This is a genomic window from Pseudoalteromonas sp. EB27, assembly GCF_001974875.1.
Classification (GTDB): Bacteria; Pseudomonadota; Gammaproteobacteria; order Enterobacterales; family Alteromonadaceae; genus Pseudoalteromonas.
Genome location: NZ_MTQD01000015.1, coordinates 91,865 through 112,933, shown reverse-complemented (window position 1 = coordinate 112,933; position 21,069 = coordinate 91,865). Strand labels below are relative to the sequence as shown.

At 39.8% G+C, this 21,069-nt stretch carries 23 protein-coding genes; 13 read left to right on the top strand and 10 right to left on the bottom strand.

All coding sequences use genetic code 11. From position 1 onward, the window contains the following. Window positions 1-63: 63 nt before the first annotated feature. The 3 genes from ubiD (at window position 64) to BW142_RS16585 (ending at window position 2,932) form a co-directional block, all read left to right on the top strand. Window positions 64-1,530: a 4-hydroxy-3-polyprenylbenzoate decarboxylase gene (ubiD, locus tag BW142_RS16595; protein WP_024598834.1), complete on the top strand. Its 1,467-nt coding sequence runs from the start codon at window positions 64-66 to the stop codon at window positions 1,528-1,530. A 109-nt stretch (window positions 1,531-1,639) separates the two neighbouring features. Continuing rightward, on the top strand, window positions 1,640-2,353 hold the full coding sequence (gene fre / locus BW142_RS16590) for an NAD(P)H-flavin reductase (RefSeq protein ID WP_076925573.1): 714 nt from the start codon (window positions 1,640-1,642) through the stop codon (window positions 2,351-2,353). Between the two features lie 168 nt (window positions 2,354-2,521). Continuing rightward, window positions 2,522-2,932 carry a CBS domain-containing protein gene (locus BW142_RS16585; protein ID WP_024598833.1) on the top strand — a complete coding sequence of 137 codons (411 nt, stop codon included), beginning with the start codon at window positions 2,522-2,524 and terminating at the stop codon, window positions 2,930-2,932. Between the two features lie 58 nt (window positions 2,933-2,990). On the opposite strand, the gene add is transcribed toward BW142_RS16585, so the two are convergent. The 8 genes from add to cyaY form a co-directional block, all read right to left on the bottom strand. Next, window positions 2,991-3,992, bottom strand: a complete 1,002-nt coding sequence (gene add / locus BW142_RS16580; protein WP_024598832.1) for an adenosine deaminase — start codon at window positions 3,990-3,992, stop codon at window positions 2,991-2,993. Window positions 3,993-4,118: 126 nt separating this feature from the next. Beyond that, on the bottom strand, window positions 4,119-6,806 hold the full coding sequence (locus tag BW142_RS16575; RefSeq protein ID WP_076925572.1) for a CHASE domain-containing protein: 2,688 nt from the start codon (window positions 6,804-6,806) through the stop codon (window positions 4,119-4,121). A 51-nt stretch (window positions 6,807-6,857) separates the two neighbouring features. Then, entirely contained in the window at window positions 6,858-7,967 is a 1,110-nt protein-coding gene (locus BW142_RS16570; protein WP_076925571.1) for a heme biosynthesis HemY N-terminal domain-containing protein, read from the bottom strand. Next, a complete protein-coding gene (locus tag BW142_RS16565) occupies window positions 7,964-9,805 on the bottom strand; it encodes a uroporphyrinogen-III synthase (protein WP_076925570.1) in 1,842 nt (613 codons plus the stop codon). The genes BW142_RS16570 and BW142_RS16565 overlap by 4 nt, the downstream gene beginning before the upstream one ends. Beyond that, window positions 9,806-10,744 (bottom strand): hydroxymethylbilane synthase, encoded by a 939-nt coding sequence (gene hemC, locus BW142_RS16560; RefSeq protein WP_024598828.1) that lies wholly within the window; start codon window positions 10,742-10,744, stop codon window positions 9,806-9,808. A 35-nt stretch (window positions 10,745-10,779) separates the two neighbouring features. Continuing rightward, complete coding sequence (locus BW142_RS16555) at window positions 10,780-11,757, bottom strand: DUF2914 domain-containing protein (protein ID WP_076925569.1); 978 nt, start codon at window positions 11,755-11,757, stop codon at window positions 10,780-10,782. A 22-nt stretch (window positions 11,758-11,779) separates the two neighbouring features. Further along, the gene (locus BW142_RS16550; protein ID WP_076925568.1) at window positions 11,780-12,436 is read right to left on the bottom strand and encodes a dienelactone hydrolase family protein; all 657 of its coding nucleotides are present in this window, start codon (window positions 12,434-12,436) and stop codon (window positions 11,780-11,782) included. Beyond that, on the bottom strand, window positions 12,433-12,756 hold the full coding sequence (cyaY, locus tag BW142_RS16545; RefSeq protein ID WP_002960979.1) for an iron donor protein CyaY: 324 nt from the start codon (window positions 12,754-12,756) through the stop codon (window positions 12,433-12,435). Before cyaY ends, BW142_RS16550 begins: the two co-directional genes overlap by 4 nt. Before the next feature lie 168 nt (window positions 12,757-12,924). Here cyaY and BW142_RS16540 point away from each other — a divergent pair, with 168 nt between their 5' ends. The 8 genes from BW142_RS16540 (at window position 12,925) to BW142_RS16505 (ending at window position 19,043) form a co-directional block, all read left to right on the top strand. After that, window positions 12,925-13,119, top strand: a complete 195-nt coding sequence (locus BW142_RS16540; RefSeq protein WP_076925567.1) for a lipoprotein — start codon at window positions 12,925-12,927, stop codon at window positions 13,117-13,119. Further along, complete coding sequence (gene lysA / locus BW142_RS16535; RefSeq protein WP_024589650.1) at window positions 13,120-14,373, top strand: diaminopimelate decarboxylase; 1,254 nt, start codon at window positions 13,120-13,122, stop codon at window positions 14,371-14,373. 64 nt (window positions 14,374-14,437) lie between these two features. Continuing rightward, entirely contained in the window at window positions 14,438-15,268 is an 831-nt protein-coding gene (dapF, locus tag BW142_RS16530; protein ID WP_024589649.1) for a diaminopimelate epimerase, read from the top strand. Then, window positions 15,265-15,876, top strand: coding sequence for a DUF484 family protein (locus BW142_RS16525; protein ID WP_024598822.1), 612 nt, complete (start codon window positions 15,265-15,267; stop codon window positions 15,874-15,876). Before dapF ends, BW142_RS16525 begins: the two co-directional genes overlap by 4 nt. Further along, the gene (locus tag BW142_RS16520; protein WP_024598821.1) at window positions 15,873-16,817 is read left to right on the top strand and encodes a tyrosine recombinase XerC; all 945 of its coding nucleotides are present in this window, start codon (window positions 15,873-15,875) and stop codon (window positions 16,815-16,817) included. Before BW142_RS16525 ends, BW142_RS16520 begins: the two co-directional genes overlap by 4 nt. Before the next feature lie 8 nt (window positions 16,818-16,825). Next, the gene (locus BW142_RS16515; RefSeq protein ID WP_076925566.1) at window positions 16,826-17,533 is read left to right on the top strand and encodes an HAD-IA family hydrolase; all 708 of its coding nucleotides are present in this window, start codon (window positions 16,826-16,828) and stop codon (window positions 17,531-17,533) included. Window positions 17,534-17,561: 28 nt separating this feature from the next. Continuing rightward, entirely contained in the window at window positions 17,562-18,665 is a 1,104-nt protein-coding gene (locus BW142_RS16510) for a retroviral-like aspartic protease family protein (protein ID WP_076925565.1), read from the top strand. Window positions 18,666-18,686: 21 nt separating this feature from the next. Further along, window positions 18,687-19,043, top strand: a complete 357-nt coding sequence (locus tag BW142_RS16505) for a HopJ type III effector protein (RefSeq protein WP_076925564.1) — start codon at window positions 18,687-18,689, stop codon at window positions 19,041-19,043. A gap of 9 nt (window positions 19,044-19,052) precedes the next feature. On the opposite strand, the gene BW142_RS16500 is transcribed toward BW142_RS16505, so the two are convergent. Next, the gene (locus BW142_RS16500) at window positions 19,053-19,460 is read right to left on the bottom strand and encodes a GNAT family N-acetyltransferase (RefSeq protein ID WP_076925563.1); all 408 of its coding nucleotides are present in this window, start codon (window positions 19,458-19,460) and stop codon (window positions 19,053-19,055) included. Between the two features lie 41 nt (window positions 19,461-19,501). After that, complete coding sequence (locus BW142_RS16495; protein WP_076925562.1) at window positions 19,502-19,807, bottom strand: DUF6482 family protein; 306 nt, start codon at window positions 19,805-19,807, stop codon at window positions 19,502-19,504. 90 nt (window positions 19,808-19,897) lie between these two features. Here BW142_RS16495 and BW142_RS16490 point away from each other — a divergent pair, with 90 nt between their 5' ends. Further along, the gene (locus BW142_RS16490; protein WP_076925561.1) at window positions 19,898-20,590 is read left to right on the top strand and encodes a pseudouridine synthase; all 693 of its coding nucleotides are present in this window, start codon (window positions 19,898-19,900) and stop codon (window positions 20,588-20,590) included. A 101-nt stretch (window positions 20,591-20,691) separates the two neighbouring features. Next, entirely contained in the window at window positions 20,692-21,066 is a 375-nt protein-coding gene (locus tag BW142_RS16485; protein ID WP_007377323.1) for a BlaI/MecI/CopY family transcriptional regulator, read from the top strand. Window positions 21,067-21,069 lie beyond the last annotated feature (3 nt).

Below are 21,069 nucleotides of genomic sequence, written 5' to 3'. Positions count from 1 at the left end.
AATGACTTGCCTTGCATGAAATGGGTATAATACTTTAACTCTTTTGCTTAATAGCGGCCCACAATGAAATATAAAGATCTACGTGATTTTATCGATTTGCTTGAAAAAAAAGGCGAACTTAAACGTATCACCCAAGAAATCGACCCGTATCTTGAAATGACCGAAATATCTGATCGCACATTGCGTGCAAAAGGCCCTGCGTTATTATTTGAAAACCCAAAAGGCTACGATATGCCGGTGCTTACCAACTTATTTGGTACACCAAAACGCGTAGCAATGGGCATGGGCCAAACCGATGTTAGTGAGCTGCGCGAAGTAGGTAAGCTACTCGCTTTTTTAAAAGAGCCAGATCCACCAAAGGGCATTAAAGAAGCTCTAGGCGCTATACCGATTTTTAAGCAAGTGCTTAATATGCCAGCAAAAGAAGTTAAAAAAGCGCCTTGTCAGCAAGTAGTTTTAGAGGGTGATGATGTAGACTTAACTAAATTACCTATTCAGCATTGCTGGCCAGGTGACGCAGCACCATTAATTACTTGGGGCCTTACCGTAACTAAAGGGCCTTATAAAAAGCGCCAAAATTTAGGTATTTATCGCCAGCAGCTATTAGGCAAAAATAAAATAATTATGCGTTGGTTATCACACCGTGGTGGCGCGCTTGATTTTCAAGAATGGTGTAAAGAAAATCCTGGGCAACCTTACCCTGTCTCGGTAGCACTAGGTGCCGACCCTGCTACTATATTAGGTGCAGTAACGCCTGTACCCGACACATTAAGCGAATATGCGTTTGCTGGTTTATTACGTGGTAGCAGAACCGAAGTTGTTAAATCTATTTCCAATGACTTGCAAGTCCCTGCCAGTGCAGAAATAGTACTTGAAGGTTACATTATGCCAGGTGAAATGGCGCCAGAAGGCCCTTATGGCGATCATACTGGTTACTATAATGAAGTAGACGACTTTCCTGTTATGACCGTGACTCACTTAACGCATCGTAAAAACCCTATTTATCACAGCACATTTACTGGTCGTCCGCCTGATGAGCCTGCGATCTTAGGTGTAGCACTTAATGAAGTGTTTGTGCCAATATTACAAAAGCAATTTCCTGAAATCGTTGATTTTTACCTGCCGCCCGAAGGGTGCTCGTACCGTATGGCGATTGTAACAATGAAAAAACAATATCCTGGTCATGCCAAGCGCGTGATGATGGGAGTTTGGTCGTTCTTACGTCAGTTTATGTATACCAAGTTTGTAATTGTGTGCGATGACGATGTTAACGCCCGCGATTGGGAAGATGTTATTTGGGCTATAACAACCCGAATGGATCCAGCGCGCGATACAACATTAATAGAAAACACACCTATTGATTATCTCGATTTTGCATCGCCAGTCTCTGGCCTTGGTTCAAAAATGGGAATGGATGCTACCAATAAATGGCCTGGCGAAACCACCCGCGAATGGGGCGAGCCTATTGTTATGGATAAAGACACCAAAGACCGCGTAGATGATATTTGGGAAAGCCTTAATATTCTTTAAGTGTTTATATGTAAGTACATAACAGGCTATAAAATAACCCTGCAGATATGCTAGAATCGAGTCATTCGATTGCGTATCTGCTGTTAAAAGCGCTGCTAAAAGGTAAAAAATGCAAACATTAAAAGCTGAAGTTGTAGCTATCAGCCCACTTACAGAATTTGTTCATAAAGTAATTTTAAAGCCACAACAACCTGTGACCTTTGAAGCTGGCCAATACATGCAACTCGTATTGGGCGAAAAAGACAAACGTGCTTTTTCTATAGCTAGCCGCCCTTCACAGTGCGATGCAATAGAACTGCATATTGGCGCGTCAGGTGCCGATTCGTATGCAATGCAATCGCTGGAACATTTACGAAACGCCCATACCACAGGGCAGTTAGTAGACATTGAAGCTGGCTTGGGTATTTCACAGTTGCGCCTGCAATGTGAGCGCCCTATTATTTTACTTGCCGGCGGTACTGGTTTTTCATACGCAAAATCAATGGCTGATCACTTAGCTGAAATTAAGTGCGACCGTCCTGTATTATTTTACTGGGGTGTAAAAGAAGAATCTGCTTTATATGCACATACAGAAATGCAAACATGGGCCGATAGCCACAAAAACTTTGAGTTTATCCCTGTGGTAGAAAATCCATCTGCTAATTGGCAAGGTCATACTGGCTATGTACACAAAGCAGTAATGCAAGATATTGTATCGCTTGAACCGTACGATATTTATATGGCCGGTCGTTTTGACATGATAGGTATAGTGCGTGATGACTTTATTGCTCATGGTGCAATACGCGAAAACATGTACGCAGATGCATTCGCATTTATCAAATAATTGAAATTTACTTTCAGTTATAAATAAAGGCACCTAATCGGTGCTTTTATTTTATATAGCAAAAAATATTTAATAGTTAAAATCTATCAACCTCATCAATATAAACAATTTCCTAAACCCCTATCTATAAACCATACTTTGTATAGAACATCAGCGGGAGAGACCCAAATGCTAAATACAAAAGTAAAAGATTTTATGCAACGCAAGTTGCCAAATATCACACCAGATACAGAAATGACGACAGCCATAGCAGAACTACAAAAATTTAAACTACTTGGCGCACCAGTATTTGATAAAGATAAATGCCTAGTCGGATTTATCTCAGAGCATGAACTTTTAAAACCGCTTACGCAAAGCAGTTATTTTTGTGATGGGATGGTTAAAGTATCGCAACTTATGCAAACAGAGGTAGTGACTGTTAGCGGCGATACCAACATTATCGAGCTTGCACAGCAGATGCAGCCTGGTAAACCAAAAAACTACCCTGTTGTAGAGGGTGTTAAAGTAATCGGCATGATCAGCCGAGCAGATGTACTTAAAGCACTCTACGATAATTACATGAGCTGCCAAACACACTAAATATAATTTACAGATACAAAAATGCCGCTTATAAAGCGGCATTTTTAATGTTCTTAAATTAACGCGCGCTAACGAGTGCTGAAAGTTCTTTTTTATCGCCATCGCTTAAAAATGCTATTTCTAACGCATTTTTTTGCGCTTTTTCCATATCAGCTTGTGTTAAACCAGCTTTAGGTGCTGCAACAGTATATTCGTACTCAATTTCAATGCCTTCAACTGCTGGGTCATCAGTATTAATACACGCTAAAATACCGTGATCTAAAAACTGTTTAAGTGGATGTTTAGCTAAGTCGTTCACTGTACTTGTTTGAATATTACTTGTTAAGCACGACTCAATACCAATACGGTTATCGCGTAAGTAATCCATTAATTTTGGATCTTCAATAGCTTTAACGCCATGCCCTATTCGGCTCGCACCTAGCTCGTTAATTGCTTGCCAAATACTTGGGGCGCCAAGTGCCTCTCCAGCATGAATAGTCGAAGCTAAATAAGCATTTCGTACTTGCTTAAAGTGATCTACAAATAACTCCCCCGGAAAACCAATTTCGTCACCGGCTAAATCAACAGCCACTAAATCATTTTTAAATGCGAGTAATGCATCAAGCTCTTTTTGACATGTTTTTACGCCATAAGTACGCGATAAAATACCAATCAAGTTAGCTTTTATATTTGCACCCTTTGTTGCTGATTTAATACCATCAACAACCGCTTCTACAACCCCTTCAGGGTGTAAACCTTGGCTCTGCGCCATGTAGTAAGGGCTAAAGCGAAGCTCTACATAATCAAGGCCTTGCGCTTGTGCATCTTCAATGTTTTCAATCGCTATGCGTCTACACGCATCGTAGTCACCAAGTACAGTGACACCCCAATCTAGCTTTTGTAAAAAAGCCATAAGGTTTGGCTCAGGGTCAATAACTTGAACATGAGGAATTAATGCCTCAACGTTATCTGCAGGTAACTCTATATTAAACTGACGACCAAGTTCTAATATGGTTTGCGCACGTACATTACCGTCTAAATGACGGTGAATATCTAGCAAAGGTAATTTTCTATTGATCATAATAGCAACCCAGTTTAGTTAAATTTGCGCGCATGATACGCAGATATAGTTATTTTTCAAGTGTATATGGTTTGCGTTAAGTTTAAGCGGTCATATGTCTGCTTTTTGTGCAAAAAATAGCGTTACTTATTTATTTGATAAATAATGCCAAAGAGTTTTAAAAAGCGTATTTGCATCAATAGGTTTAGTAATATAACTATTCATTCCCGAGGCTAATGCCTTTTTAACATCATCGTCATGGGCGTTCGCCGATAGTCCTATTATGGGTAAATCAATTAACCCTAAATCACAACGAATTACTTTTGTTGCTTGGAGTCCATCCATTCTTGGCATCTGAATATCCATAAGAACAATGTCGTAGCTATTTTCGGTTAGCTTTTCTATGGCTTCAAAACCATCGTTAGCAATGTCGGCAATACACCCTTTTGTTTTTAAAATGGCATTGGCAACATGCTGATTAAGCGGGTTGTCTTCGACTAAAAGTAATTTATAGTTTGTGAATGATAAAGTACTTACATCTATTTCGTTATATTGCTGCTGTATTTGCTCTGCTTTTGGTAAAGGCGAGATGAGCGGCAAACTAAATGTGAATGTAGAGCCCTTTCCTTCATAACTAACTAAATCAATTGCACCGCCCATAAGTTCAACCAATTTTCTACAAATACTTAACCCTAAGCCAGTGCCACCATATTGACGAGAGGTTGAGCTATCGGCTTGCGCAAACGGTTTAAATAATTGTTTTTGTGCTTCGCTACTAATACCAATACCCGTATCGTTAATACTGAAGTAAGTCATTTTTTTAGATTGCCAAATTTTCAGAGTTATCTCACCTGCTCCTGTAAATTTAACCGCGTTATTGAGCAGATTCAGCAGCACTTGTTTTAAGCGGATTGGATCGGTATTAATAACCAAATTTGATGTTTTATCAAAATCGAGACTTAACTTTATTGATTTAATGTCAGCTTCAAACTGAAGTAAATTGAGCATTTCATCCGCTAAACTCGCTACATTAATGGGCTCTTGTATTAAGTCTAGCTTGCCTGCTTCCATTTTTGAAAAGTCGAGCACATCGTTCAATACCCGTAGTAAAACACCAAGTGCCCCATCTGCTTGTTCAATGTAACTTCTTGCTTGTTGCCAATCATTCTGCTGTAGCGCTAAATAATGCAGCCCTTTTATACCGTTAATAGGGGTGCGGACTTCGTGGCTCATATTTGCCAAAAATTGCCCCTTAATATGACTCGCTTCATCTGCTTTTTGTTTTTCTTTACGTAAAGTATGTGTTTGCTTAGCCACTTGTTCGCGAATTTGTATGTTTGTACCAGTAACTGAAATCAAAAATGTAATCAATAGCCACACAAACAACATCCCTACTATTTGTGCAAGCCAATACATTAACCAAGACGTTCTAACTATTGGTTCATATAACTCGACCTGCCACATGCGTTTGCCAATCAACAATTGATATTCTTTAAACAGCATTTGCGAGTTATCGGTATCGGCAATATAAATTGCCTGCTTTTTCCCTGGTATCGTTGTATCAAAAAAACTGGCTGAAATTGAATTGTTGTGATCAAATAACAATGTTTGCGATAAGCGCTTAAGGCTAACAATAGCGGCCACAAAACCTTGAAAATCATCTTCGGTAGATGATTCACCAAAAACAGGATATAAAAAGAGTACTCCCTTCTCTGATGTATTTTGGACTAAATTAATTGGCTCACTTAGTGCTAGCTCATTGAGTGTTTTCGCTTTGCTAAGCGCTACTCCTCTGACTTTACTTGAAGCCAAATCAAACCCTAAAGCATCTTCATTGCCCTCTAATGGATATACATATTTTACAGGAAAGTAATTTCTACGATCACCTGCAGGTTGCCAAGCTCCATCTAGTGACTTTTCTTTTATGTATAAAGGTTTGCCTGTGGCTGTATTTTCATGTGTTTCAAAATCAGTGAGTTTATTTGCTGATACATAAGGTATCCATTCAAATGCTAAAATTTCTTGGCTATAGTCCAATTGCTTTGAAGTAAACTGTTTAAACTCTTTAAAATTCACGTTATCACTACTAGCAAAGTATGTAGCTAACAATCCTAAGTGAGCAGTAATACCATCGAGCTTCTGGCTTATAGCATTTTGCACAACAAGTATTTTAGCTTCTTGCTTTTGAATGTCTTTTTCTTTTTTAACACTGGCAGCACCATAAAAGCTAACGCTAATTAGTATATAAATTAATAGTGAGGGTAAAATCACCAGCATACGGTGGCGTACTTGCGTGTAATTAAAGGCTGCGAGTATAAGAGGTGTAAATATAAGTACACCGATACTGTCGCCAATCCACCATGCTATAAAATTATCAAAAATAGCATTGGTCGGGATCACATTATTCAATGCTAATAAGCTAGTTCCCACACCTGCTGCAATAACACAGCATATTGGCCCTGCTACTATTAGGCTCTGCACACTGTGTTTTAAAGAAGATAAATCTAGCGGCGCCTTAATAACATTTACTATAATTTGACGACCAATCCAAGCCTGTAAAACAGAGGCTAAAGTGACGCAAATAGCTTGTAAAAGCACATTAAAATGAAGAATATCTACAGTGTTATCAAGATGAATTAAGTTAGTACAGAAAGCACCAAGAATAAGGCCAATAAATGACTTACGTCCCCAAATTAAAAAGCTCGCTAAAGCAATTCCTGAGGGCGGCCAAGAGGCGACCGCATAGCCATCTACAGAAAGAAGTGAGTTGCTAAAATACCCAGTAAAAAAGTAAGCACAAGCCAAGCTAAGGGTTAATATTAAAAACTTTCTCAATGCTTGTGCTCCTGGACTACAAAAAATGCTAAGTAGTTATAGTGTAGTCATTTATTGATATAAAACGAGCGCCTTTTCTGCCTGTGCACTATTTTTATAACTTAAAACAGCTTGTTCAGAGAACTGTTTTTTATTGTCACTATTCAGTGCTTTATCAAAAATCCTAGCTGCTAAGTCATAATCACCTTGCGCGTTGGCCAGGCAAGCCAATGCAAGTAATAATGAGTTATTTGAATCATCCTTTTTTAGACGATCTTGGATGCTTACTTGCAGTTTAGCTGCATCGGCAGACGTCGCTTTACTTAATATATTAGCCAGTTGCGCATGCTGTTCGTTGTGTTTAACCATTTTAATTAGGTCACCCTCAATAACAGCCAATTGACCCGCTTGCGCCATTTGCATTAAATAAGCAGTGTGTGCATGAACTTGCAGTTTTTTAGGTAGTTGTTTATATTTTTCACTCAGTTGACCTGCATCTAACGCATTAAAGTAAGCACTAAATAACTGCGTCCACTGTGCATCAGTAAGTGCTTTTTTGCGTAGTAAACGCGGTAAAAACTCTTCAAGCGCACTAAAGTGTTGTTGCTGTACCAATACTTCTGCATAAAGTTTTAACTCAAGTGCGGTGGCTTTTTTAGCTTCTGCGCTAATACGCATTTGTGATTCAATCGCGCTACTGTCGCCACTTGCCAACCATAGCTTTGCTACTTTTAATTGATGTTCTGGGCTTATTTCAAATAAACGCTCAAGTGCTTTATCTGTTTGATTATTAGCAAGCGCTGCTTTTGCAAGTAATGCTAAGCGAATATCTTCAAACTTATCTGGTACGCTATTACCCGATAGAGCCTTTTCTACGTGCTCGTAATCATCATTAATAGCACTCCACAGAGCCTGCTCAATAGCTGCTTGTTTGCGCTCTTGGCTACGTGCAAAAAAGCCATGTTTAGTATTATGATAAATCGATAATAAGTAACGGATTAGCTTATATGTTAAATATAAAACAACAGCGGTAATGACTGCCATTATACAAAACGATACTATCGTGCCTTCTATCGTCGTGTTGTTAAACGAAATAAGTACATAACCTTTTTCATCTAGCACAAATGGAGTAACCGCTAGTACAACAACAATAGCTACAATTAAAATAACTAGCCCTATCATTGCGCCCACTCCTTAACCTTTTGTGTACTGTTTAAGGTTACTTTGGGATTAAAGTTAAGCTGCTCTTTTTCAAGTTTAGACAACACTTTAAGTACCATTTTAGTTGTATCATCGTCTTGCTTAAAGTACTCACCAACTAAACGTTTTGCTTCACTTAAGGCGCTAAAGAAAATACTCGCCTGCTTACTCATAAGTGCATCTTGTGCCTGAGTTATATTAAGCTTTATACGTTGATTTATTAAATGGCGCTCTTGATCCGTAAGTAATGGCTCAATGGAAACACCTTCGTGCTGGCGAATAGTAATAAAGCTATCCACAATTTTATTCCAGCTATTACTCAGATTTTGCTGCCAATCACTCACGTCATCACTTAAAGCGTTTTCATCTATTGCAGCCGCTTCTTCTGGCAAGTTAACCGCATTAAAAACTAAGTTATCAACACTAGTTAACACACTATTTAACTGTAAATAAATAGCCTCTGTTGCTATAGGTTTAAGGCTATCAAGTGTTTGTATGTCTTGCATAATAGCTTGGCGAACTTCAACTGTTCCTGGATGTTCGCTAAGTAATGCATCTAAGCGCTTTAAAACAGCACTAGTGCCTTGGTAATCTTTTTCAGCCCATAGTTTAAATTCAGCCATACGCTGCAAGCTGGTCACTTCTTGTGGATTTAAAGACGAACCTTGTTGCTGCGCTTTTTGCAAAGCTGCTTTTAGTTCTTGCTGATTTTGAGTTGCACTTTCACTGAGTGCTGCGGCAACTTTTTTCTCACTATTAAATAGCGCTTGCTGCAAATTAGATTGTGCTGACTTAAGTGCTTGCAGCTCTTGGGCGAGTGACTTATTTTGCTCACTCAACTCATTCGCGGCCAGGTTTTGAGCCTTACCCGCATTTAATTTTTGATAAAACTCGTAACCCACGCCTGAGGCCACAATTAGCGAAATAAGAAGTGCAAGCACTGCAACTTTGCTAACTTTTTGTTTATTTTTATCTGCAGTGTTTTTAGCGGCTGCTGGCTCTTGCTTAGCTGATTTAGCTGAGGCCGTGTTAGCTATTGTTGGTGTGGCTTTTTCTGCCGTAACTGGCTTTGACTGTTCGCTCATGTTGCTACCTTGCTGATTTATGCAGGTAAACATAGCATTATCGCTTGCCCCTGCTGCAATGTGTATATTAGCCGAACTTACCTGTTGCAACTTTAAATAAGCGGCTATCCGCTCGCTTGCAACATAAAATCGGCACTGTTGTAACCATTGTAGTTGGTGTGCAGTAAGGCTTTTAAATATAGCATCAACTGCTGCATTACTTGTTATGACTATACCGTGTACATTCTGGCTTTTCCAGTGGTCTGGCCAGTTAGGAGTAATACTCTCTGTGGGTTCACGTTTATACACAATACAATTATTTAAAAAAGCACCGCGCTCTTTCAGCGTTTTAGCTAACTCAGGGCGGCCACCTTGCCCCTTAACTAACACTATATTACTGCCATCAACCTCGGCGAGTGATTTAAGCGCAAGTAACCCTTCTGAATCATACTGCTTCGGTACTGCTGCGCGCACACCAAATTGCTCATATATAATGTCGGCTGTTTGTTGTCCAACTGCATAAAACTGCGCTTTGGTATTTATATCGGGTTTTAATTGCGAAAGTGCACTGACTGCATCTTGCGATATAAATATTATTTTATCTGCATTTAACAGCGGACTAAGTTCAGTACTGGAGGGTGTTAAATGCGTTATTTTTAATACCGGAAATAAAGACGCCTGATAACCCGCTTGCTCTAATTGCTGTGCAAGGGCTGCGCCTTTTCCTTCGGGCCGAGTTATCAGAATATGTGTCATTTATGCGTCTCTATAAACTTCAGCTAATATTTTGTCTGCGCCTTGAGCTAATAATTTTTTAGCAAGCTCAATACCTAGTTCTTCTGCATCATTTACATGACCTGTTACTTCGTCACGTAAAATTTCGCTGCCATCAACAGCACCAACTAAACCACGCAAATGTACCTGCTCGCCATCAACTAATGCATAAGCACCAATAGGAACTTGGCAACCACCTTCTAAATAGCGGTTCATTGAACGTTCTGCGTTTACGCGAATACGTGTTTGGGTATGCTCAAGTGGTGCAAGTAATGCTTTTGTTACTTCATCATCAATACGGCATTCAATACCTACAGCACCTTGACCATTTGCCGGTAATGACACTTCTGGCTCAATGTAGTCAGCAATACGCGACTCCATTTTCAAACGAATAAGCCCTGCAGCCGCTAAAATAATAGCATCGTATTGGCCGTCATCTAATTTACCTAAACGCGTATTTACATTACCGCGCAAATCACGAATATCTAAATCAGGGCGAAGTGCTTTAATTTGGCACTGACGGCGTAAGCTAGAAGTACCCACAATGGCGCCCTGTGGTAGCTCGTTTAAATTAGCAAAATTGTTTGATACAAACGCATCACGCGGATCTTCACGCTCACAAATAGTATACAGCTCTAATCCTTCTGGGAACTCTACTGGTACGTCCTTCATAGAATGTACGGCAATATCAGCTCGGCCATCTAACATTGCTTGCTCTAGCTCTTTAACAAATAAGCCTTTACCGCCTATTTTAGCCAATGGCGTATCTAAAATGATATCCCCTTGCGTCGACATTGGGACTAATTCTACGCGCACATCTGCATGAAAACGCTCAAGCTCTGCTTTCACAAATTCGGCCTGCCAAAGTGCTAAGGCGCTTTTGCGCGTTGCAATGCGTACTAATTTTGTTTTTTCTATCATAGGGGTATCCAATTAATTACTGCGTTTAGCTAGCTTTATTCAGCTAAAATTCTAAATTCTTTTTGGGCAATTAAATTGCCTTGCTCATCAACTACATCAACACGCCAATGGCCTGTTTGTGAGTCCATGATATTTTTTGTTGAGTACGTTCTGTAGCGAGGCGAAGTAACATCATGTGTAATTTCAGCCATAATTTCACCTTCAAACGACCAAATATGCTTAACTTGCTGGCCTTGAAGATTTTTAATCTCGCTAAAAAACGATAGTCCTTCATCAAACTGACTTAATCTAATATCAGCAGCAAACACATTAGTAGGTTCACGTTTACTTACTTTGCGAGTAAGTACTGCACGGCTAATTTTACCTGTGTCTATTTGCGCGCCCAATGCCACACTTGCCACTTGTGCTGTCGGTGAAAAACCTTCAGTGCCACTCAATGCACCATCATCACTTTCTAAATCTAAAAGTAACTCTGTTTGATTAGCAGGTTCAGCTACGTTTTGAGCTTCTTCGGTTTCTTCTTGTAGATCATTATCAAGGTCTGAGTTTAACTCAGTATTAATACTCTCACTTTGATCAATCACAATATCGTTGTTAGCTAGTAAAACTGTATCAGTATTTACAGAATCCGCTTTAGCCGGTGCATTAATTGATATGTTTTGCTCAACCTCATTTTGCTCAGCTGACAACGGTTCAATCCGAGCTTGCATTACCTCTGCAGGCTCATTAGGGCTATTGTTTACTGATGATTCAAGCTCAACATCCGTTACTTCAACGCTTGCTTGGTTTTGAGCGTTATTGCTAAAATTTAAAAATTGTTCCTGCTCATTTGGATGCTCACCTTGCTCTGCACTGGCTGACGTTGTTAAGCCATACACAACTGCTGCAGAGGTCATTAATACCAACATAGCAATACTCACAATACGACGCCAATTCCACTCGTAGCTTACCGTTGGTACACTCTCTTGTAGTTCGCGTTTAACATTTGCTTTAATAACTATTTTTTGACTCATATTGACCTCAGCGATTCCAAAATTAGCTTAAACGAGCAATTAACCATTGGCGAATAGCTTGCAATTCTTCTGCGCAAACTTGGTGAGCCATTGGGTATTCTTGCCAGCTTACATCCATGTTATGTGCTGTTAATACTTCAAACGCACTTCTTCCCGCACTATGCGGTACAACGTTATCTTGGCTACCATGAGCCATAAATACGTTTAAATCAGTATGCTTTGCTTCATCAGCAAATTTTTGCGGCACACACATATAAGTAGAAAGCGCCATAACACCCCCAAGCTTTTGCTCAAAGCGCGGCGCTAAATGTAACGACACAACACCACCTTGAGAAAAACCAGCTAAAATAATTTTATTAGCAGGTATGCCATTAGCAATTTCTTTATTAATTAACTCTTCTACCTTTGCAGCCGAATCCCTTACGCCTTGTTCATCGGCACGTTTATCTAATTCTATAGATTTAATATCGTACCAAGAGCGCATTTCCATGCCACCATTTATGGTGACCGGTTGTTCTGGCGCATGCGGAAAAACAAACCGTATACCAAGCTCACTTGGTAAATTAAGCTGCGGAGCTACTGGTGCAAAACCATCCCCAGAGTCACCTAAACCATGTAACCAAATAACCGTTGCTTTGTGCTCACTTTGGGCTGCATATTCTACAAATTCTAAACTCATAGTGATGATTGCCACTTAACTTCTTGGCCTGCTTGACGAGTTGAGGCTTCATTTATAAATGCCCAAAATTCAGCGCCAGAGCGGTTATCGATCCATAACCCATCACGCATTTCAAAATGATGTCCGTTAAACTTAGTCGCAACCCATACTTGATGAAGAGGTGCTTGCTTGTTAATCACTATTTTACTTTTATCAGGAAAAATAATTTCTAAAATACCTTGTGCCGATTCGTAATCTAAATCAGCTTCGCAATCATCAACTTGCTCTTCAATAGTGAACATAAGAGCTTCGGCTAATTGGTGATATTCGTGTTCAGTCATTGTTATTTCCTTTGCAGGCGAGCCGCCTAATATTGGGTACGTTTTAGCTTTGAATTAGCTTTAAAAATGTGCAGCTAGTGTAACAGGAATAAAATCATCCGCGAATAGCTGCATTTTTTAGATATTCTGTTACTCTGCGATTATAAAGCCAGCAACCGTATTAATCTAATGAAAGCGACACATACCTTACAATTAAAAAAACTATTAATAAGCACTGTACTGTTAAGCGCCTTAGCTGGCTGCGGACAAAGCGGTCCGTTATATTTACCAGAGCAACAAACAGAGCAAAACCAACCTCAAAATACAGCTCAGCCAGTCACTACTGCTGAACAAGCCAAAACATTGCAAAGTCAGGAGCAATAAATGGATTATTTTAACTACAAAAACAACCAATTATTTGCCGAAGACGTAAGTGTGGCAAGCATAGCGCAGCAATACGGTACGCCGTGTTATGTGTACTCGCGTGCTACATTTGAGCGCCATTACTTAGCGTTTGCTAACGCCACTAAAAATCATAAAAGCTTGGTATGCTACGCAGTAAAAGCAAACTCAAATATTGCCGTGCTTAATATATTAGCGCGCCTAGGATCGGGTTTCGATATTGTATCCAAAGGCGAACTTGCACGTGTAATTAAAGCGGGAGGCGATGCTTCTAAAGTGGTTTTTTCGGGCGTGGCTAAAACAGCCGACGAAATAGCTTACGCATTAAAATTGGGGATTAAATGTTTTAATGTAGAGTCGGCCTCTGAGCTTGAGCGTATTTCTGAAGTGGCTTGCGAGCTTAACCTAGAAGCGCCTATTTCTATTCGCGTAAACCCAGACATAGATGCAAAAACACATCCGTATATTTCTACTGGTTTGAAAGAAAATAAATTTGGTATTGATATTCAAACGGCTGTAAGTGTTTATCAACAAGCAGCTGCTTTACCGGGCTTAAAAATTATTGGTGTTGATTGCCATATTGGCTCTCAATTAACTGAAGTAAGACCATTTTTAGAAGCCCTTGATAAATTAATGGCGCTTATTGATGAGCTAAAAACTAATGGTATTGAGCTAACTCACTTAGATATTGGTGGTGGTTTAGGCGTACCATATAACAACGAGCAACCACCGCACCCAAGTGAATATGCAGCGCAAGTTACCGAGCGCTTAGCTAACTATAAACACCTTGAACTAATTTTTGAACCAGGGCGCGCTATTGCAGCTAACGCAGGTATTTTAGTTACTCAAGTTGAATTTATTAAACAAAACCAAGACAAATTTTTTGCCATTGTAGATGCAGGTATGAACGACATGCTTCGCCCTGCGCTTTATCAAGCGTGGCAAAAAATTATTCCGGTATCAGTTCGCGACGACGAAACACCTACTCACAACTTTGATATTGTGGGCCCTGTGTGCGAAACCGGCGACTTTTTAGGAAAAGATCGTGAGCTAGCGCTTAAACAAGGCGACTTACTCGCACAGCGAAGTGCGGGTGCATATGGCTTTACCATGAGTTCAAACTACAACTCGCGCCCGCGTGTTGCAGAAATAATGGTAGATGGTCAGCAGCATCATCTTATTCGTGAACGCGAAACTATTGAAAGCCTTTATCAAGGTGAGAAAGTTTTACCATAAACGTTTTTGTCTACTAGCTGCTCTGTGGCATGATTAGCACAGAGCAAAACCGAATTAGAGCGCTATGTTAGTTAATTTTTCCAAAATGCACGGCTTAGGCAACGACTTTGTTGTGATTGATAACATTACACAAAATGTTTTTTTGTCGCGAGATCAAATCAAAAAATTGGCAGATCGCCATTTTGGCATTGGCTTTGACCAATTGCTGATGGTTGAAGCGCCGTACTCTCCCGATCTCGACTTTCATTATCGAATATTTAATGCCGACGGTACCGAAGTAGAACAATGTGGTAACGGCGCACGCTGCTTTGCACGCTTTGTACGCATGAAGGGCCTTACTAACAAGCATAAAATTACTGTGTCGACCAAGTCGGGCAACTTAACGCTCTACATTGAAAAAGACGGTCAAGTAACCGTTAACATGGGTCATCCTAATTTTGAGCCAAGTAAAATTCCGTTAAAAGCCAGCAAACGCGAGCTTACTTATATTATTAGAACCGAAGAACACACTGTATTTAGTGGCGCGGTATCTATGGGTAACCCGCATTGTGTGCTAGAGGTTGACGACGTAACCACCGCGCAAGTTGATATATTGGGTCCATTACTTGAAAACCATGAACGTTTTCCACAAAAAGCGAACATTGGCTTTATGCAGGTTGTATCGCAAGAACATATTAAATTAAGAGTGTGGGAGCGCGGCGTTAACGAAACCCTAGCTTGTGGCACAGGTGCGTGTGCAGCAATGGTTATTGGTCATATGCAAAATAAGTTATCAACAACCGTTCAAGTAGATTTACCAGGCGGTAGCTTACAAGTACGTTGGAGTGGTGAAGGTCATCCTGTACGTATGACAGGCCCCGCAGAGCATGTGTTCGACGGGCAAGTAGCGCTATGAGCGAGCTAAGTAAAGAACAGGTTATTGCTTACTTACAACAACATCCTGATTTTCTAGTTCATCATCCTGAGCTGCTTGCACAACTTGAGCTGCAACAACAAGCTCAAGGTGCAACGTCGCTAGTACATATTCAGCAACGCCAATTACGCGAGCACAACACGCTTTTAAAAAGCCAAATAGACGCTATGAGCAAGCATGCAACGCAAAACGAGCTTGTATATCGTTTGTTTAGCCAGTGCCATCGCCAGCTTTGGAATCATGACAATTTTGACACTCTTGCAAATAATCTACGTAATATAATCTGCTCAAGTGAAGATGTTAACGACTGCAAATTAGTAAAATATAACCCCGAGTACGGCGAGCTTATTGCGCATCGCCTGACCCATTCAGGACATTATTTAGGACGTATTAATCAGCAAGAGCGCGAACAATTATTTAGTGAAGATACACAATCTGCCGCAATTTATTTAATTGGCGACACTAAGCACCCTATCGCTATTTTGGCGTTTGGTAGCAGTAACGTAAACCATTTTGAGCCCGCTCAAGATAATCTTTTTGTACTCGACTTTATAAACGCATTACATCTGCGGTTGCAAAAACTAGCATGAGTGACGATGCGCCTAATACCACTGAGTTAAGCGACAACTGGCGCACACCCATAACGCTATTTAGCGATTATTTAAAGTTTGAAAAACAATATTCAGCGCACACAGTTAACCAATACGTAAGCCAACTTGGCTTTGCTGCCCTTTATTTTAGCAAATTGTGTGACGACTGGTTTGGCGTGCAAGGCGAGCATATTCGCCGCTACAGCATGGCGCTGCGCTCAAAACAATTAAGTGGCCGTACAATTAGCTTAAAGCTCAGTTGTATTCGCAGCTTGTATAAGTTTTTAAAAGCAAAAAATATTGCCGAGCAATCGCACTACCATAATCCGGCAATAGGTATAAAAGGCCCTAAGTTTGCGAAGCCTCTACCTAAAAATCTCGATGTAGATCAAATGGCACGCTTACTCGAAATACCCGACGACGAACCTCTCGCAATTAGAGATAAAGCGATGATGGAGTTGATGTATTCATCAGGGCTGCGTATAAGCGAGTTAGTTGGCGCTAACATGCAAGATATTAGCGCTGCCAATGGCGAAATTTTAGTGCGTGGTAAAGGCAATAAAGAGCGGTTAATTCCGGTTGGTAAAAAAGCGTTAGACGCACTAAAAAAATGGCTCACAATACGCCCTCAGTTTGCAAAGCCCGATGAAATAGCCGTATTTTTAAGTAGCCAAAAAAATCGTATTTCAATTCGCCAAGTGCGTCTGCGTATGCAAGAGTGGGGAATAAAACAAGGCATTAGCTCGCAGGTTCACCCGCATAAGTTACGCCACTCGTTTGCGTCACATATTTTAGAATCATCTGGTGATTTACGCGCCGTGCAAGAGTTACTAGGGCACAGTAGTTTGTCGGCTACACAAGTGTATACGCATTTAGATTTTCAACATTTAGCCAAGGTGTACGACAATACTCATCCTCGCGCAAAAAAACGAACTGATTAGGAAGTAATATGATCCGATTTAATCGTGCTATTAAGCCATTTTCTGTCATGAGCTTTGATTTAGACGACACGCTATACAGCAACCATCCTATTATAAAAGCAGCCGTTAAAGCCCAGCAAAATTATTTAAACGCAGTACCACGCTACCAAGAACAAGGTCCAAAGTACTGGCAACTATGCCGTAACGAAGCCGTATTACAATCACCAGAACTTGCCGATAACGTCACTAAATGGCGCCAACATACACTGCGTTTAGCGCTTTCCAAGTTAAATTTAAACGTCGATGATGTAGAGCTTCATGCAAATGCAGCGTATAACGCCTTTGCCGATGTACGTAGCAACATAGTGGTTAGCGATGACATACTTAACCTGCTGGATAACTTGGCAAAACATTTCACTCTTATTGTAATTACTAACGGTAACGTAGAAATTGAACGCTTTAATTTACACAATAAATTTGAGCTAGTACTGCAAGCGGGTATGCACGGTAAAGCAAAACCGCATACCACTTTATTTGATAAAGCAGCCGCACATTTAAACGTTGCTAAAAGCGATATTTTACATATTGGTGATAGCCTAGATACCGACGTGCAAGGCGCAAATAATGCCGGTTGCCAATCGGTATGGTTAAACGACCAAGGCGCTAATTATAGCTATAAAGGGCTGGCTGATATTGAAATAGCCAATATTCATGCATTAACGCACTTTATTAAATAATACCAATCGCATTAAATAAGAGGTAATAATGAGCCACTATGCCAAGCTAATCACCTTACTATTAATTGGCTCACTTAGCCTTAACGCTTATTTATTATGGCCGCAGCCCGCGTTAACTAAAGTACAAAAAACGCAAAGTACCCAGCAAAGTGTATTACCTAAACAACAAAATACGTTACTAAATACAGCAAAGCAGCAATTTAAACAACACCAATTTGAAGCCGCACTTAATAGCTATCAACAGTTAAAAAACAGCAATCCAGAAAGTGCAAAAAAACTTTATTCATCGTGGCTAGTACAGCTTAAAACATGGCTAAGTAGCAATTTATTACTCAGCGAGTCATTTCTCAATGCGCTATTAAATAACAGTCCTTATAACGTAGAATTACTTAACTTTCAGGTTGAGTATTTAATAAGTAGCGAGCAAACACAAAACGCCATTATTGCTTTATTTGAGTTGTTTCCGTTGCTATCTGCTGATCAGCAAAGCAATGCAAATACACGCTTAAATACGCTCACTCAAAACGAATTACACACATTAACTGAGCAACAAAATTGGCAAGCTATTATTGAGCAAACACAAATTTGGCTTGATTATAAAAGCGATAACGCACAGTTTTTATACCCGCTTGCGTACGCCTACTATCAGCAAGGCGATTTAATTAGCGCACAAGCAACGCTTGATCGAATGCCAAACCAGCACAATCTAAAAAGCCAAGTGCAAACACTGCAAGCGATGATCAATAAAGCACAATCGCAAGACGACTTCGTTGCTTTAACGCCTTACGGCGCACATTACTTAATAAACACCGAAATAAATAATAATCTATTGACCGAACTAATGATTGATACTGGCGCAAGCGTGACCTCGCTACCTACAAGTATAATTGAGCAAATTTCGCCACAACCTTTATATTTAGGCGATGTAACGGTAAATACAGCTAACGGTCAAATTATTGTAAAGCGTTATCAAATTGAATCGTTTAAAGTGGGCTCGCAAATTATTTATGGTTTTGAAGTGTTGAGTATTGAAAACACCCGCGGGCAAGGTTTGCTAGGAATGAACTTTCTATCGCGATTTAAATTCAATATAAATCAGCAAACAGATGAGCTAGAGTTGAGCGCTAAATAATTAAAAACCCAAAGGTAACACATGACACTAAATGACTATTTAAAAACCCTTGCAGAAAACCCAAAAAGCATTCAATTTACCGATACAATGGCGGTGATTGAAGCAAATTACGACTTTACTGCATATGGCTTTAATAACCATGGATTACTTAGCGCTGCGAGTGAGAACAACGGATCGTGTAAAATTTTTGCGTTTGCTAAATTAAACGACTTAAGTAAACAAAATACGTTGGATTGTTTTGGTAAGTTTTACCGAGAAGACGTGCTGCAAAACCCTAAAGGGGATGATCACATGAACATTCGCACGTTTATGTTAGCACCAGAGGCAACACCTTTTTTAGGTGTTACCTTTGAAGGCGAGCCATTAAAAGAAAAATAGCCAGCAAAATTAAAGTGGCTTTTCCATAAAGTAACGCGTACCTGAGCGTGGGTAATTATTAAGTTGATACTTAACACTATAACCGCGCTTTTCATAAAAGGGTTTTGCTTGAAAATCAAGTGTATCAAGCTGAGCAGTTGTTGCACCTAATTCAATAGCAGCTTGCTCAAGTGCCGTTAGCAACTTACCTGCAAGCCTCTTACCTCGCGCACTATCGCTACACCAAAGCCAACTAACCATCAGCCAATTTCCAAACACACACCCACTAATACCGGCAACAAGCTCACCTCGCTCATCAGTAAATTTATAGCCTAATGGCACTCTTTGCGCATCAAAATGCTGGGCGTTAAATTCAACCATTTGTGCGCGAAGCGCTGAGTTTAACTCATCGGTATTATCTACTTTTAATTGGTACATATTGCGCTTCTTAAAAAGCGAATGTTAGCAAACTCATACCATCAATACAGATTATTTTTACCATAAGGTACTTCAAGCATATTGCTGCCGGTTTTTTCTGGCTGACCGCACATTTCGTCATAAGCACTAGTTTGCCTTAATATCATCTGTGCATATGCTATTTTGTCAAAACGCTTTTGAACATGCAGTGGGCTTAGCGCTCTTAAAAATTCACCGCTGTCTTCTGTTACATAGTATTCAACGTTATTAATCATTACCGATACTTGATAAAGCGCCATATCTAACGAGTGAACAATGACTTTTTGTAGCGGCTCATGCTTCTTTAACTGTGAAAATTTAATACCCATAATTTTTGCCTTAATTAAATTTAACAGTATCGATACGCAGCTTTGCTATAATCGCGATCAAATTTTTATTAGCCGCTGGCATCACACGTTATGAGCACAAAAATCCGACTCGCTAAATATATTGCCCATGCGGGTATTTGTTCTCGTAAACAAGCATCGCGTTTAATTGATGAAGGTGTTGTAACTGTAAATAATCGCCTAGCGAATCATATTGATCACGTTGATGAGCAAGACACTGTAATAGTTAACGGGCAAGAAATTGAAGGTGTAGCAGATTTAGTTTATTTTGCGTATCACAAGCCGGTAGGCATTGACTGCAAATTAAATATTGATGACCCTGCCAGCCTTATTCACTACTTGCCTACACTTACCCGTGTTTACCCTATTGGTCGATTAGATAAAGACTCTCGTGGTTTGCTTATTTTGACCAACGATGGGGATTTTTGTAACCAACTAATACATCCTGATTTCCACCAGCCTAAACATTATTTAGTCACCGTAAATAAGCCTTTAGACGATGCTTTTTGTGACAAAATGGCAGCAGGCGTACCCGTTGATAAACACATAACCCTGCCTTGTGAAGTAAATAAAATAGCCAGTAATCAGTTTAGTATTGTTTTAAAACAAGGGCTAAACAGGCAAATACGTAAAATGGCGCATTACTGCGGATACAAAGTTATTGATTTATATAGATCGCAATTTAGTGACCTCACCCTTTCAAAACTAAACCTACCTGAAAACCAATATATACAAATTAATAAAACCGATATTTCAAAAATCTAATACCAAGTCACTTAACTACATCTCAAAAAGTTAAAAATAAACTTGCAATTATAGATTACAGGTGTAGTCTTTAATTAAAGATTACATTTGTAGGCAATAGCATGATTGAGTTATCAAAAGCAGAGTTTGACGTGCTCGACGCACTTTGGATTAACTACCCCGCCACCGCGAGCCAAATAATTGAGCGCTTAAGCGACGATAAGCAATGGCACGAAAAAACCATTAAAACGCTACTAGGTCGACTAGTAAAAAAAGGCGCACTTACATTTGAAAAAGAAGGTCGCCAATATATTTATACTCCCTGTATGGAGCGCGCCGACTACACCCTAAAAGAAAGCCAAAACTTTATTGAGCGATTTTTTAGTGGGCGTATTGCGCCACTTGTAAGTGGCTTTGCTAAATCGGAGCAGCTTTCTCAGCAAGATATAAACGAGCTTAAAAAAGTTATAGATGACTGGGAAAAAAACCAAAAGTAAGGG

What these genes read in the sequence shown, in the direction of transcription:
- BW142_RS16505 (WP_076925564.1), top strand. Translation starts at nt 18,687, where the DNA reads ATGACACTAAATGACTATTTAAAAACCCTTGCAGAAAACCCAAAAAGC.
- BW142_RS16515 (WP_076925566.1), top strand. Translation starts at nt 16,826, where the DNA reads ATGATCCGATTTAATCGTGCTATTAAGCCATTTTCTGTCATGAGCTTT.
- BW142_RS16510 (WP_076925565.1), top strand. Translation starts at nt 17,562, where the DNA reads ATGAGCCACTATGCCAAGCTAATCACCTTACTATTAATTGGCTCACTT.
- BW142_RS16500 (WP_076925563.1), bottom strand. Translation starts at nt 19,460, where the DNA reads ATGTACCAATTAAAAGTAGATAATACCGATGAGTTAAACTCAGCGCTT.
- BW142_RS16585 (WP_024598833.1), top strand. Translation starts at nt 2,522, where the DNA reads ATGCTAAATACAAAAGTAAAAGATTTTATGCAACGCAAGTTGCCAAAT.
- fre (WP_076925573.1), top strand. Translation starts at nt 1,640, where the DNA reads ATGCAAACATTAAAAGCTGAAGTTGTAGCTATCAGCCCACTTACAGAA.
- BW142_RS16525 (WP_024598822.1), top strand. Translation starts at nt 15,265, where the DNA reads ATGAGCGAGCTAAGTAAAGAACAGGTTATTGCTTACTTACAACAACAT.
- hemC (WP_024598828.1), bottom strand. Translation starts at nt 10,744, where the DNA reads ATGATAGAAAAAACAAAATTAGTACGCATTGCAACGCGCAAAAGCGCC.
- BW142_RS16550 (WP_076925568.1), bottom strand. Translation starts at nt 12,436, where the DNA reads ATGAGTTTAGAATTTGTAGAATATGCAGCCCAAAGTGAGCACAAAGCA.
- BW142_RS16520 (WP_024598821.1), top strand. Translation starts at nt 15,873, where the DNA reads ATGAGTGACGATGCGCCTAATACCACTGAGTTAAGCGACAACTGGCGC.
- lysA (WP_024589650.1), top strand. Translation starts at nt 13,120, where the DNA reads ATGGATTATTTTAACTACAAAAACAACCAATTATTTGCCGAAGACGTA.
- ubiD (WP_024598834.1), top strand. Translation starts at nt 64, where the DNA reads ATGAAATATAAAGATCTACGTGATTTTATCGATTTGCTTGAAAAAAAA.
- BW142_RS16485 (WP_007377323.1), top strand. Translation starts at nt 20,692, where the DNA reads ATGATTGAGTTATCAAAAGCAGAGTTTGACGTGCTCGACGCACTTTGG.
- BW142_RS16490 (WP_076925561.1), top strand. Translation starts at nt 19,898, where the DNA reads ATGAGCACAAAAATCCGACTCGCTAAATATATTGCCCATGCGGGTATT.
- BW142_RS16555 (WP_076925569.1), bottom strand. Translation starts at nt 11,757, where the DNA reads ATGAGTCAAAAAATAGTTATTAAAGCAAATGTTAAACGCGAACTACAA.
- add (WP_024598832.1), bottom strand. Translation starts at nt 3,992, where the DNA reads ATGATCAATAGAAAATTACCTTTGCTAGATATTCACCGTCATTTAGAC.
- BW142_RS16570 (WP_076925571.1), bottom strand. Translation starts at nt 7,967, where the DNA reads ATGATAGGGCTAGTTATTTTAATTGTAGCTATTGTTGTTGTACTAGCG.
- BW142_RS16565 (WP_076925570.1), bottom strand. Translation starts at nt 9,805, where the DNA reads ATGACACATATTCTGATAACTCGGCCCGAAGGAAAAGGCGCAGCCCTT.
- BW142_RS16495 (WP_076925562.1), bottom strand. Translation starts at nt 19,807, where the DNA reads ATGGGTATTAAATTTTCACAGTTAAAGAAGCATGAGCCGCTACAAAAA.
- cyaY (WP_002960979.1), bottom strand. Translation starts at nt 12,756, where the DNA reads ATGACTGAACACGAATATCACCAATTAGCCGAAGCTCTTATGTTCACT.
- dapF (WP_024589649.1), top strand. Translation starts at nt 14,438, where the DNA reads ATGTTAGTTAATTTTTCCAAAATGCACGGCTTAGGCAACGACTTTGTT.
- BW142_RS16540 (WP_076925567.1), top strand. Translation starts at nt 12,925, where the DNA reads ATGAAAGCGACACATACCTTACAATTAAAAAAACTATTAATAAGCACT.